Genomic DNA, 12,540 nt, shown 5'->3' with positions numbered 1-12,540 from the left:
ACAACATCCCAAGCCAAGGCGTGTCTGTCATGGCCCACATCGAGATCACAGAAGTCACTGTAGGCGAGGTGGCCCTGAAATCCCCTCGCCGCCCTTCCCCGATCGCCATCATCGATCAAGCGTTGGGGCTGATGGTGGAGATTCCGGCGGCGCTTCTGGTCATAGCCGAGATCGCGATCCTGTTTGCGGGCGTGGTGGCGCGCTACGTGCTGCGCCAGCCGCTGATCTGGTCGGATGAACTGGCCTCGATCCTGTTCCTGTGGCTTGCCATGCTGGGCGCAGCGGTCGCGTTCCGCCGCTCCGAGCACATGCGGATGACGGCAGTTGTGGGGAACGCGGGTCCGGGCTTGCGGGCCTATCTCGATCTGGTCGCAACCTGCGCGGCGCTGGCGTTCCTGCTCCTGATCGTCTGGCCGGCCTATCAATACGCCTATGAAGAAAGCTTCATCACCACGCCGGCGCTGCAGATCCAGAACACCTGGCGCGCCGCGGCGCTGCCGGTCGGCACCTGCCTGATGGCGCTGTTTGCACTGCTGCGGCTCGCGCGTGTCGGCGACATCAAGCTGCTCGCGGCGGCCGTGCTGTCGGTTGCCGTGCTGATCGGGCTGTTCTGGCTGGCGCAGCCCTTGTTCAAGCCGCTTGGCAACCTCAATCTCGTGATCTTCTTCGTCGGCGTCGCCGGCTTCTGCGTCTTCGCAGGCGTACCCATTGCCTTTGGGTTCGGGCTTGCCATCTTCGGCTATCTTGCGCTGACCACGCGGACGCCGCTGATGGTGCTGGTCGGGCGGATGGACGAGGGCATGAGCCATCTGATCCTGCTCTCGGTGCCGCTGTTCGTATTCCTGGGCCTCCTGATCGAGATGACTGGGATGGCGCGAGCCATGGTTGCATTCCTCGCCAGCCTGCTTGGCCATGTCCGTGGCGGCCTGCACTATGTGCTGGTCGGCGCGATGTACCTGGTGTCGGGCATTTCCGGCTCCAAGGCGGCCGACATGGCGGCCGTGGCGCCGGTGCTGTTCCCGGAGATGAAGGAGCGCGGCGCCCGCCCCGGCGATCTCGTGGCGCTGCTCGCCGCAACCGGCGCGCAGACCGAGACCATTCCGCCGAGCCTCGTCCTGATCACCATCGGCTCAGTCACGGGCGTGTCGATCTCGGCCCTGTTCACCGGCGGCCTCCTGCCCGGCGTGGTTCTGGCGATCACGCTGTCGACGCTGGTGTGGTGGCGCTACCGCAAGGAAGATCTGAGCCATGTGCGCCGGGCGAGCCCTGGCGAGGCGGGCAAGGCCTTCATCATCGCCCTGCCCGCGCTGGCGCTGCCTTTCGTGATCCGCGCGGCCGTTGTCGAGGGCGTTGCTACCGCGACCGAGGTCTCCACCATCGGCATTGTCTACAGCTTCGTGGTGGGTCTCCTGATCTACCGCCGCTTCGACTGGCGGCGGCTGCTGCCGATGCTGATCGAGACCGCCTCGCTCTCCGGCGCCATTCTCCTGATCATCGGCTCGGCGACCGGCATGGCCTGGGGGCTGACGCAATCAGGATTTTCCCGGGCGCTGGCGGCCGCCATGACCGGCCTGCCGGGCGGCGGCGCAAGCTTCATCGCGGTCTCGATCGTGGCGTTCACCATCCTCGGCAGCGTGCTCGAAGGTATCCCGGCGATCGTGCTGTTTGGCCCGCTTCTGTTTCCGATCGCGAAGGCCGTCGGCGTGCACGAGGTGCACTATGCCATGATTATCATTCTCGCCATGGGCATCGGATTGTTCGCGCCGCCCTTCGGCGTCGGCTATTATGCGGCTTGCGCGATCGGGCGGGTTGACCCGGTGCAAGGCATCCGACCGATCTGGGGTTATATGCTGGCGCTTCTGATCGGACTTGTTATCGTTGCCGCAGTTCCGTGGATCTCGATCGGATTCCTGTAGGCAGTGAAAAGCGGGAGGTGACCGATGGACGGACGACAGAACCAGTACAATATCGGTCTAGACAAGAACGCGGCCAATTATGTGCCGCTGACGCCACTGAGCTTCCTCGCGCGCAGCGCCGCCGTCTATCCGGACCAGACCAGCGCCGTCTATGAAGGCCGGCGCTTCACCTGGGCGGAGACGTATGCGCGCTGCCGGCGCTTTGCATCCTATCTCTCGGGCAAGGGCATCGGCGTCGGCGATACCGTGGCGGCGATGCTGCCGAACATTCCGGCAATGAACGAGGTGCATTTCGCCGTGCCGATGCTCGGCGCGGTGTTGAACGCGCTCAACATCCGTCTCGATGCGCCCTCTATCGCCTTTCAGCTCGATCATGGCGGCGCCAAGGTCATCCTGGTCGATCCGGAATTTTCGGGCGTGATATCAGAGGCGCTCAAGCTGATCAGCGGACCAAAGCCGTTCGTGATAGATGTCGATGACGCCGCCTATTCCGGCGGAGGCCGCATCGGCGAGATCGACTATGAGGCGGCGGTGGCCCAGGGCGATCCCGCCTTTGCCCCCCGCTATCCCGACGACGAATGGAACGCGATTGCGCTGAGCTATACTTCGGGCACCACAGGTAATCCGAAGGGCGTGGTGACCCATCACCGTGGCGCCTACCTCAATGGCATCAGCAACATCCTCGCAGGCCAACTCGGCCAGCATCCGGTGTATTTGTGGACGCTGCCGATGTTCCATTGCAACGGCTGGTGCTTTCCCTGGACCATCGCTGCCGCCGCCGGCGTCAATGTCTGCCTGCGCAAGGTCGAGCCGACAAAAATCTTCGCGCTAATCAAGGAACACGGCGTCACGCACATGTGCGGCGCGCCGATTGTCTACAACACGCTGATCAACGCGCCCGATGCGCCCAGGGGCACGGCTGCGCGCCGTGTGGTCGGGCTGATCGCCGGCGCGGCACCCCCGGTTGCAGTCCTGGAAGGCGCCGAGAGCATCGGCATCAAGCTCACCCATGTCTATGGGCTCACGGAGGTCTACGGGCCGGCCTCGGTCTGCGCCGAGCAGCCGGGCTGGGACGAACTCGACGCTGCCGAGCGTGCGCAGATGAAGCGGCGACAGGGCGTGCCCTATCCGCTCGAGGAAGCCGTCACGGTGCTAGATCCCAACACCATGAAGGAGGTGCCGCGCGACAGCGAGACCATCGGCGAGGTCATGTTCCGCGGCAATATCGTGATGAAGGGCTATCTGAAAAACGAGAAGGCCACGCAGGAAACCTTTGCGGGTGGATGGTTTCACACCGGCGATCTCGGCGTGCTCGATGAGCACGGCTATGTCATCATCAAGGACCGTTCCAAGGACATCATCATCTCCGGTGGCGAGAATGTCTCCTCGGTCGAGGTCGAGGATATCCTCTACAAGCATCCGGCGGTGCTGTTCGCCGCCGTTGTTGCAAAGCCGGATCCGAAATGGGGCGAAGTGCCCTGCGCCTTCATCGAATTGAAGGACGGCGCCAACGCGACGGAAGCCGACATCATCTCCTTCTGCCGTGGCCACATGTCGGGCTTCAAGACGCCGAAGATCGTCGTGTTCGGGCCGATCCCCAAGACCTCGACGGGCAAGATCCAGAAGTTCCTGCTGCGCAACCAGATGCAGTCGGCAAAGGCAATCTCGGCCTGATGTAACCAATGATGCCAGTCCGGAAATATACGGACATCATGGGAGAGAATTAGACATCAAAGCTTAGGCCAACCTAAAGCATGATCCGGAAAAGTGTGTAGCGGTTTAAAAGATCATGGATCAAAGACCTAAAGCGCGATGACGATTCAACCAAATCTCATCGCGCTTTAGGCTTTCACCCGGGTTATCTACGAGGCAAATTCGAGCCGCATCCCGTCATAGGCCGGCACCACATTCTCCGGCAGCTTCTGCCGCAGCACCTCGTAGTCGAGGTCCGAATGCATGTTGGTGATCACCGCGCGGCGGGGCTTGAAACGGTCGATCCAGGATAGCGCGTCGTCGACGCTGAAATGGCTCGGATGAGGCGCGTAGCGCAAGCCATCTACGATCCACAGATCGAGACCTTGCAGCAGCGGCCAGCTCCGCTGCGGAATGTCGCTGAGATCGGGCGAATAGGCTGCGTTGCCGATGCGATAGCCGAGCGCAGGAATGTTACCGTGCTGCACGTCAAACGCGGTGAGCTTCACCTCCCCGCCCTTGCCATGAATGCTGCGGGTCTCGCCGGCCTCGATTCCATGGCGCTCCAGGATCGGCGGATAGTCGCTGCCCTCGGGCGAGATGAAGCAGTAGGAGAACCGCGCCATGATGTCCTTGGCGGTCGACATGTTGAAATAGGTCGGAATGCGCCGGCGCTGGTGCAGCACCACCGAGCGGAGATCGTCGATGCCGTGCGTCTGGTCGGCATGTTCATGCGTCAGAAATGCCGCATCGAGATGATCGACATGGGCGTCGATCAATTGCTCGCGTAAGTCAGGCGAGGTGTCGATGACGACGCGCGTAGTGCCCTGGTGGGTGTTGCGCTCGACCAGCAAGGAGCAGCGGCGGCGGCGATTCTTCGGATTGGCGGGATCGCATTTGCCCCAGCCGAGCGCAGGCCGCGGGACGCCTGCCGAGGAACCGCAGCCGAGAATGGTGAGCGCCAGCGTCATGCAGCCTGCGGTGCCGGGACTTTGGCGAACAAACGGAAGAAGTTTTCGTTCGTTTGCCGGGAAATCTCCTCCAACGAAACCCCGCGCGTTTCTGCCAGCACCTTGGCGACTTCCACCACATAGGCCGGCTCGTTGCGCTTGCCGCGAAACTTGCCGGGCGCGAGATAGGGCGAATCCGTCTCGACCATGATGCGATCGGCGGGCAGTTCGGCCGCGAGCGCGCGCAAGGCTTCCGACTTCTTGAAGGTCAGGATTCCCGTGAAGGAGATCGAGAGGCCGAGTTCGATTGCCCGCATCGCAAGCTCCCGCCCGCCGGTGTAGCAATGCAGCACGGCACGGAACGGTCCCTTCGCCACCTCCTCTTCCAGGATGCGGCGGCAATCGTCATCCGCCTCGCGGGTGTGAATGACGAGCGGCAGGCCGGTCGCGCGAGCTGCCGCGATATGGGCGCGGAAGCCGCGCGCCTGCGCTAGTGGAGAGCCATTGTCGTAGAAGTAATCGAGCCCCGCCTCGCCTAGCGCGACGACCTTCGGATGCCCGGTCAGCTTGACGAGCTCGTCCGGCGAGATGCCGTCCTCTTCATCGGCGTGATGCGGATGGGTGCCGACGGAGCAATAGACGTTGGGAAAGCGCTCGGCGATGGCGATCAATTCGCCAAGCCGCCGCACCCGGGTCGAGATCGTGACCATCCGGCCGATCCCGGCGGACGCGGCACGCGCGACGATGCCGTCGAGATCGCCGGCAAAGTCCGGAAAATCCAGATGGCAATGGCTGTCGACGAGCATGGATCAGGGCTTTCAGGCGGCAGTCGGCTCGATGTAACGCGGGAACACCGCCTGCGGTGCCGGCAACGCCGTGCCCGGCGCGATCCGGCTCGCCCCGCCGAGGGTGGCAAAGTTCCGCTCACTTTCGGGGATGCCGAGGCTGTCGAGCAGCTTGGCCGAGCACGAAGGCATCACCGGCAGGGTCAGGATGGCGATCTGTCGGACCACCTCCGCAGTTACGTAGAGCACCGTCTTCTGCCGCGCTGGATCGGTCTTCGCCAGTGCCCAGGGCGCCTGGCCAGCGAAATAACGATCCCCCTCCGCGATCACGCTCCACACTGTGTTGAGCCACTGATGGATCTGCTGTGTTGCCATCGCACTACGCGCCGCGCCGATCATCGCATCCGCTTCAGCCAGCATCGCCTTGTCGGTCTCGCTGAACGGACCAGGCTCGGGCAGCACGCCGCCGAGCTGTTTTGCGATCATCGACAGCGAGCGTTGCGCGAGATTGCCGAGACCGTTGGCAAGATCGGCATTGATGCGCGCGACAATGGCTTCGTGGCTGTAGGTGCCGTCCTGGCCGAACGGTACCTCACGCAGGAAGAAATAACGGATTTGGTCGACGCCATACTGGTCGGCGAGGTTGAAGGGGTCGACCACATTGCCGACCGACTTCGACATCTTCTCGCCCCTGTTGAACAGGAAGCCGTGGGCATAGACGCGCTTCTGCACGGGGATGCCCGCCGACATCAGGAAGGCCGGCCAGTACACCGCGTGAAAGCGGATGATGTCCTTGCCGATGATGTGCAAATCGGCCGGCCAGTAAGGCCAGTTCGAATCGCTCTCATCGGGGAAGCCGACGCCGGTGATGTAATTGGTGAGCGCGTCGACCCAGACATACATCACGTGCTCGGGGGCCTCCGGCACCTTGACGCCCCAGTCGAAGGTGGTGCGCGAGATCGAGAGATCGCGCAGACCGCTTCTGACGAAGCTCACCACCTCGTTCTTGCGCGCGTCGGGGCCGATGAAATCCGGCTGCGACCCGTAAAGCGCGAGCAGCCTGTCCTGGTAGGCCGAGAGACGGAAGAAATAGGTCTTCTCCTCCACCCATTCGACCGGCGTCCCCTGTGCGCCAAGGCGCACGCCGTCCCCGCCGAGGGTGGTCTCGTCTTCGGCGTAGTAGGCTTCGTCGCGTACTGAATACCAGCCCGAATAGCTGTCGAGATAGATATCGCCATTCGCCTCCATGCGACGCCAGATCTCCTGGGTCGAGCGATGGTGCTGTTCCTCCGTGGTGCGGATGAAGCGGTTGAAGGAGACATTGAGGCGCTCGTCCATCGCGCGGAAGCGGCTGGAGTTACGCGTTGCGAGATCCGCCGTTGCCAGGCCTTCGGCCTCGGCGGTCTGAACCATCTTCAGCCCGTGCTCGTCGGTGCCGGTCAGGAAGAACACATCCTTGCCGTCGAGCCGCTGGAAGCGCGCCAGCGCATCGGTCGCGATCGCCTCATAGGCGTGGCCGATATGCGGCGTACCGTTGGGGTAAGCGATCGCGGTCGTGATGTAGAAGCGGTTGCCGCGCGCGGGCCCTGCGGGCGCCGTTGCGGCTGCGACGAGCTCAGGTTTCGCTGCGGCCTTACGCGGTGCTTTTGGCGCGGCGGGCCTTGGAGGCGCGGCTTTAGGAACTGCAGACTTGGCGATCGCTGGTTTGGGGATCGCTGGCTTCGCAGTCTTCGCCTTCGGTGCCGGGCGAGGCTTGGCGGCTTTCTCCGGAACGTTCTTTGCTCCCTTCTTCGAGCCCTTTTTCGAGGTCGACGCCTTCTTCGTTGCCTTGGCCTTGCCGGCCTTCTTGGCCGCACCCTTTGCCTTCTTCACGCCGCGTTTGGCCTTCTTCACGTTGCGCTTGGCTTTGGCACGCTTTTTCGCGGTGGCGGCGGATTTCCGCGCGCGTTTCTTGCCCGCCTTCTTTGCGGCCTTCTTCTTGGCAATTGTCTTCGTACGCGTCGCCACCGCTTCTATCCTTGTCTTGAGCTCAAAACTGCCTGTCGGGATTGTCGCTTGCGGAATCGAAAATCCCTACCGCGTTGCTTCCGCAAGCATGCCGAACACCGAGAAAACGAAGGGTTTTCGCTCCAGATTATAATCCTGGGTGTCGCGCGCGGCGCGGGCGATCTTTTCCCACACCTCCGCCAGCCGTGCAAGGCGGGGCAGGCTTGCGTTGGCATCGAGATCCGGGGCACGCAGGCGTTCGGCGACCCACGCCTCGATGCTGTCGACGAAGGCCCCAAGCGCCACGCGGTCGCTGAGACCGAGCGAATCGCCGAGCGCATGCAATTCGCGCGGATCGACCCTCGGCAAGCTCGCAAGCAGCGCCGCCGTCCGCTGCTGGAGCTTCAGATTATCGCCGCCGAGCAGCGTCAGTGCCCGAGCCACGCTGCCCTCCGCGGCCCCAGCCGCCTCAACCAAGGCGGGATCATCTCCCGAAAGCCTGGCCGCCTGCGCAGCCGCGCCGACAACATCGGCCTCAGACAGCGGCCGCAGCGCGAGCTTCCGACAGCGTGACAGGATGGTCGGCAGCACCCGCGCCGGTGCATGGCTAATCAGGAGGAACAGCGACTGCTGCGGCGGCTCCTCAAGAATCTTGAGCAAGGCATTGGCGGCGTTGGGATTGAGCTCATCGACGGTGTCGACGATGCAGACCCGCCAGCCCTCGACCGCGGCGGTAGAGCCGAAGAAGGAGATGGTCTCGCGGGTCTCATCGACTGTAATGACCGTGCGCATCACGCCTTTGTCATTGAGGGAGCGTTCGAGCGTCAGCAGCCCGCCATGCGCACCGGCAGCGACCTGGCGCGCCACCGGATCGTCGGCGTCGACCTGCAGCGTGGTCGCGCGCTGCACCTGTCCCGCCAAGGGATCGCGATGGGCGAGCACAAAGCGCGCCATGCGATAGGCGAGCGTGGCCTTGCCAATGCCCTGCGCGCCGCCGAGCAGCCAGGCATGCGCAATGCGCCCGCTGCGATAGGCGTTGAGCAGCGCCGCTTCCGCCTCGCGATGCCCGAACAGATCGGTGGTTTCGCGGGGATGCGCCACCGTGGTCTCGGCTTCGGTCTGACGCGGGCTCATGCAGGACTCGACACGCTGTTGGAGGCGTTGACGAAGAAGCGGTCGCGCAAGGCGGTCCAGACCTTTGTGGCCACGGTGTTGACGTCGGCATTGGCGTCGATGACGACGCAACGCTCCGGCTCCGCGGTCGCAATCTCCCGATACGCATCGCGCAGAGCCTGGTGAAATTTGACGTCTTCGGATTCGAAGCGATCCGGGGCGCCGCTGCCGCGGCGGGCCGCGGCACGCACGAGGCCGACCTCGACCGGCACGTCCAGGATGATGGTGAGGTCCGGCTTCAAGTCGCCGATGGTCACTCGCGTCATGGCGTTGACCAGCGCCGGCGCGACATGCCCGACCCTGCTCTGATAGGCGCGCGTCGAATCATAGAAGCGGTCGCACAGCACCCAGGTGCCCTGCGCCAGCGCCGGAAGGATCACCGAACGCACATGGTCGTCGCGCGCAGCCGCAAACAGCAGAGTTTCCGCCTCCGCGCCCAACAGTTTGCCCATGCCCGACAACACGAGATGACGGATGATCTCCGCGCCCGGTGAACCGCCGGGTTCGCGGGTTACGACCGTATGCAGATGCGCTGCCTCAAGACGCTCAGCTACGCGCTTGATTTGCGTGGACTTTCCGCTTCCCTCACCGCCCTCGAATGTGATGAAGCGCCCGCGTCCCGGGGCCCGTCTGATCGCCTCGTCTGCCATGGTCAGAGCTTCTCGACGCCGGCCCGGAACATGCCGATGACCAGTTCGCTCGCCCCGTCGATCGCTCGGCGCACAGTCGATCCGGTCGCGACCGATTCGGCGGCATAAAGGGGCTGCTCGACGGCGACATTGGCGCCGCGCCAGATCCTGACCACGCCGATCGGCTGCCCGGCCTGGATCGGCGCCCGCACCGGACCCTTATAGATCACGCGCGCGATCAGCTTCTCATTGCCGTTCTTCTGCACCATCACCTTGACCGGCTCGGGGCTGGTTAGCGCCACCGAGCGACTCTCGCCGCCGAACACGCGCGCATAGCCGAGCGGCTGCTGGGCTGCGAAGAGGTTGCGCCACTCGAAATTGCGATAGCCCCACTCCAGCATCTTCTTTGCTTCGTTGGCGCGGTCTTCCGGGTCTTCCAGGCCGTTGACCACGACGATCAGGCGGATGCCATTTTGCACCGCGGAGCCGACCATGCCGTAGCCGCCTTCCTTGGTGTATCCGGTCTTCAGGCCGTCGGCGCCATCAAGCGAATTGAGCAGCGGATTGCGGTTCTGCTGCCGGATCTTGTTCCAGGTGAACTCCTTCTCCCCGAACAATTTGTAGAACTCGGGATAGTCCAGGATGATATGGCGGGCGAGCATCGCAAGCTCGCGCACCGTCATCTTGTTGCCGGGATCGGGCAGGCCGTTGGCGTTGCCAAAGGTGGATTTGACGAGCCCAAGCTCGCGCGCCCGCTTGGTCATGAAGTCGGACGCGAAGATCTTCTCATTGCCGGCGATGCCCTCCGCCAGCGCGATACAGGCATCGTTGCCGCTCGGGATGATGGCGCCGTGCAGGAGATCGTCGACCGACACCTTGCTGTTGATGGCCGCGAACATGGTCGAGGTTCCCGACGGCGCCCCGCCCCGGCGCCAGGCGTTCTCGCTGATCCGGTACTCGTCGGTCAGCTTGACCTGGCCCTCCCTGACCGCATGGAACACTACTTCCGCGGTCATCAGCTTCATCATGCTGGAGGGCGCGCGCATCTCGTCGGCGTTCTTCTCGAACAAGATGCTGCCGGTCGATGCTTCCATCAGGATCGCAGTCGGCGCGTCGCCGTCGAACCCACCCTCCTCCTTTTTGACGCCGGTGATGCTTTGGTTGGCGGCAAACAGCGCGCCGCTCGAGCCGATCGAGACCACGAGCAGCAAACCAAGCAGGCCGCGCAAAAGCCCACCTCGCGTAATCCTGCACAGGCGGAACGGTGACATCGGCGGCGCCATCAGCGAAGTCCTTGGGTGAGGTGCGTTCTAACAGCTGGCAATGGCGCTAACAACCAAGCTTTTGGCGCTGGCGCGCAATTGTCGATCGCGCCGAAGCGACCTATCGTGCGCGCCACAAAACTTGCAAATCAAGGCAGAAACGCGATGCCCCCCGCACGCATGATTGCCGTCAACGGCATCGAGCTTTTCTTGCGCGAACAGGGCGACGGCCCACTTGTCTTGCTGTGCCATGGCTGGCCAGAGCTATCTTATTCATGGCGGCATCAGATCGAGGCCCTCGCCGCGGCCGGCTTTCGCGTCGCGGCTCCCGATATGCGCGGGTTTGGCCAGAGCAGTGCGCCCCCGGATATCTCCGCCTACAGCATTTTCGATACTGTCGGCGACATGGTCGCGCTGGTCGCAGCGCTCGGCGCAAGCAAGGCCGCCATCGTCGGTCATGATTGGGGCGCGCCGGTGGCCTGGCATGCGGCGCTGTTCCGGCCCGATCTGTTTTCCGCCGTTGCAGGCCTGAGCGTGCCGCCTCCTGTCCGCGGCCGTGGCCGCCCGCTCGATACGCTGCGCGCAAATGGCATCAGCAATTTCTACTGGCAGTATTTCCAGACGCCCGGCGTGGCTGAAGCCGAACTCGAGCGCGACGTCGCGCTCAGCATGCGAAACATTCTCGGGCGCGGGTTCTCCGATCCGCCCGCCTCGCTCTTCATCGATGCCGACAAGGGATTCCTGCGCGACGCACGTGCCGATCGGCCGCTGCCGAATTGGCTCAGCAAGGCCGATCTGGCGTTTTTTGTCGACACCTACTGCCGGACGGGTTTCCGCGGCGGCCTGAACTGGTACCGCAACATCGATCGCAACTGGGATCTGACGGCGCCTTGGCAGGACGTGCAGATCCGCCAGCCCTCACTGTTCATCGCAGGCGCGCAGGATTCCGTCATCACCGGCCTGATCGGCGCCAAGCGCGTCGCGGAGCTGGACCGGGTGCTGCCGAACCTCAAAGCCAAGCTGATCATCGACGGCGCGGGCCACTGGATCCAGCAGGAACGGCCCGAGCAGGTCAATGCGGCTCTGATCGGCTTTCTTAAAGAATACGCCTAGTCCACGTTGATCAATAGAGCCCGCGCCCTGCGAGCAATTCGGCAGGTCCGTGCGGATCAACCGGCGCGTAGGCCGAGACCCGGCTCGGCGCGCCGTAACGCTGGTCATCCTCGTAGGAGACAGCCCGCGGATTGTCGTGCGCACGTCCGCTCGATCGTGCCCGGCTGGATGCCGACATTTCCGACGTCGCGTTGATCGAGGCGTAATCGGCCGACGCGTTGCCAAGACTATAGGGCCGGTCCTGCGGCATCGGGACATCACCCCGGATCGGCCGCCCCGAGGACGGCCCTTCGGGAACGAACGGATGGGCAGACGCCACCCGCACCAGCGAAGGCGCTGGCGCCGGCACGCCATTGCGCAGGGTCGCCATCAGCTGGCGGTCGTCCGAGCCCTCGAGCGGCGCGCGCCCGACATATTCGACGCGCACCCGCGCAACGCCGTTGCCCTTGAAATCGAGCAGCTCGGCTGCCTTGTGTGAGAGATCGATGAGCCGGTTGGCGGCATAGGGACCGCGGTCGTTGACGCGCACGACCAGCGACTTGCCGTTGGAGAGATTGGTGACCCGTGCGTAGCAGGGCATCGGCAAGGTCGGATGCGCCGCCGACAGCCCGTCCATGTCGAAGACCTCGCCATTGGCTGTCAGACGGCCGTGGAAATCATCGCCATACCAGGAGGCCAGGCCCTCCTCGCGATAGTTGACATCCTCCTGCGGCACATACATCCGGCCGGCAACCATATAGGGCTTGCCGACGCGATAGGTGCCACCGCCCTTTGGCACGGGTTCGCCATATTCGACCACACGCGGACTCGATGAGACGCCGTATCTCGGGTCGATGCGGCCTGCGAACTTGCCCGACGAGGCGCAGTTGGCGAGCATCAGGCAGAGAGCTGCAGCGACAACGCCGCGCACGACCCTTCCCCCGGGTTCTGTCTGCCGATTCCCCATGCTCCCCAGATACCACTCTGCCGGTCAGCTGCCTATTCGGCTGCCATGCGCAAAACGCTGTGTCGATGCGACCACCCCTCGCATCGAG

General features: G+C 63.9%; 10 protein-coding genes. 3 read left to right on the top strand and 7 right to left on the bottom strand.

The genetic code is table 11. From position 1 onward, the window contains the following. Window positions 1-29: 29 nt before the first annotated feature. Both A3AI_RS0135820 and A3AI_RS0135815 read left to right on the top strand, forming a co-directional pair. The gene (locus A3AI_RS0135820; protein WP_024520134.1) at window positions 30-1,916 is read left to right on the top strand and encodes a TRAP transporter large permease; all 1,887 of its coding nucleotides are present in this window, start codon (window positions 30-32) and stop codon (window positions 1,914-1,916) included. 24 nt (window positions 1,917-1,940) lie between these two features. Next, a complete protein-coding gene (locus tag A3AI_RS0135815; RefSeq protein ID WP_024520133.1) occupies window positions 1,941-3,590 on the top strand; it encodes an acyl-CoA synthetase in 1,650 nt (549 codons plus the stop codon). Window positions 3,591-3,778: 188 nt separating this feature from the next. On the opposite strand, the gene A3AI_RS0135810 is transcribed toward A3AI_RS0135815, so the two are convergent. The 6 genes from A3AI_RS0135810 to A3AI_RS0135785 all read right to left on the bottom strand — a co-directional run bounded on the left by A3AI_RS0135810 (window position 3,779) and on the right by A3AI_RS0135785 (window position 10,414). Beyond that, window positions 3,779-4,579 carry an MBL fold metallo-hydrolase gene (locus A3AI_RS0135810; protein WP_024520132.1) on the bottom strand — a complete coding sequence of 267 codons (801 nt, stop codon included), beginning with the start codon at window positions 4,577-4,579 and terminating at the stop codon, window positions 3,779-3,781. Then, window positions 4,576-5,364, bottom strand: a complete 789-nt coding sequence (locus A3AI_RS0135805; RefSeq protein ID WP_024520131.1) for a TatD family hydrolase — start codon at window positions 5,362-5,364, stop codon at window positions 4,576-4,578. The genes A3AI_RS0135810 and A3AI_RS0135805 overlap by 4 nt, the downstream gene beginning before the upstream one ends. A gap of 12 nt (window positions 5,365-5,376) precedes the next feature. Continuing rightward, a complete protein-coding gene (gene metG, locus A3AI_RS44145; protein ID WP_024520130.1) occupies window positions 5,377-7,350 on the bottom strand; it encodes a methionine--tRNA ligase in 1,974 nt (657 codons plus the stop codon). A 66-nt stretch (window positions 7,351-7,416) separates the two neighbouring features. Beyond that, complete coding sequence (locus A3AI_RS0135795; RefSeq protein ID WP_024520129.1) at window positions 7,417-8,463, bottom strand: DNA polymerase III subunit delta'; 1,047 nt, start codon at window positions 8,461-8,463, stop codon at window positions 7,417-7,419. Continuing rightward, window positions 8,460-9,152: a dTMP kinase gene (tmk, locus tag A3AI_RS0135790; protein ID WP_024520128.1), complete on the bottom strand. Its 693-nt coding sequence runs from the start codon at window positions 9,150-9,152 to the stop codon at window positions 8,460-8,462. The genes A3AI_RS0135795 and tmk overlap by 4 nt, the downstream gene beginning before the upstream one ends. Window positions 9,153-9,154: 2 nt before the next feature. Then, the gene (locus tag A3AI_RS0135785; RefSeq protein WP_024520127.1) at window positions 9,155-10,414 is read right to left on the bottom strand and encodes a D-alanyl-D-alanine carboxypeptidase family protein; all 1,260 of its coding nucleotides are present in this window, start codon (window positions 10,412-10,414) and stop codon (window positions 9,155-9,157) included. A gap of 144 nt (window positions 10,415-10,558) precedes the next feature. Here A3AI_RS0135785 and A3AI_RS0135780 point away from each other — a divergent pair, with 144 nt between their 5' ends. Continuing rightward, complete coding sequence (locus tag A3AI_RS0135780) at window positions 10,559-11,506, top strand: alpha/beta fold hydrolase (RefSeq protein ID WP_024520126.1); 948 nt, start codon at window positions 10,559-10,561, stop codon at window positions 11,504-11,506. 10 nt (window positions 11,507-11,516) lie between these two features. On the opposite strand, the gene A3AI_RS0135775 is transcribed toward A3AI_RS0135780, so the two are convergent. Beyond that, entirely contained in the window at window positions 11,517-12,452 is a 936-nt protein-coding gene (locus A3AI_RS0135775; RefSeq protein WP_024520125.1) for a septal ring lytic transglycosylase RlpA family protein, read from the bottom strand. Window positions 12,453-12,540: the final 88 nt, after the last annotated feature.

Origin of the sequence: Bradyrhizobium sp. Tv2a-2, from assembly GCF_000472425.1 — a bacterium.
Lineage (GTDB): Bacteria > Pseudomonadota > Alphaproteobacteria > Rhizobiales > Xanthobacteraceae > Bradyrhizobium.
This window is presented reverse-complemented; position numbering and strand designations above follow the sequence as displayed.

Excerpts from the sequence above, each read along its gene's own strand:
- A3AI_RS0135775 (WP_024520125.1), bottom strand. The coding sequence starts at position 12,452 with ATGGGGAATCGGCAGACAGAACCCGGGGGAAGGGTCGTGCGCGGCGTT.
- A3AI_RS0135815 (WP_024520133.1), top strand. The coding sequence starts at position 1,941 with ATGGACGGACGACAGAACCAGTACAATATCGGTCTAGACAAGAACGCG.
- tmk (WP_024520128.1), bottom strand. The coding sequence starts at position 9,152 with ATGGCAGACGAGGCGATCAGACGGGCCCCGGGACGCGGGCGCTTCATC.
- A3AI_RS0135805 (WP_024520131.1), bottom strand. The coding sequence starts at position 5,364 with ATGCTCGTCGACAGCCATTGCCATCTGGATTTTCCGGACTTTGCCGGC.
- A3AI_RS0135780 (WP_024520126.1), top strand. The coding sequence starts at position 10,559 with ATGCCCCCCGCACGCATGATTGCCGTCAACGGCATCGAGCTTTTCTTG.
- A3AI_RS0135820 (WP_024520134.1), top strand. The coding sequence starts at position 30 with ATGGCCCACATCGAGATCACAGAAGTCACTGTAGGCGAGGTGGCCCTG.
- A3AI_RS0135785 (WP_024520127.1), bottom strand. The coding sequence starts at position 10,414 with ATGGCGCCGCCGATGTCACCGTTCCGCCTGTGCAGGATTACGCGAGGT.
- A3AI_RS0135795 (WP_024520129.1), bottom strand. The coding sequence starts at position 8,463 with ATGAGCCCGCGTCAGACCGAAGCCGAGACCACGGTGGCGCATCCCCGC.
- A3AI_RS0135810 (WP_024520132.1), bottom strand. The coding sequence starts at position 4,579 with ATGACGCTGGCGCTCACCATTCTCGGCTGCGGTTCCTCGGCAGGCGTC.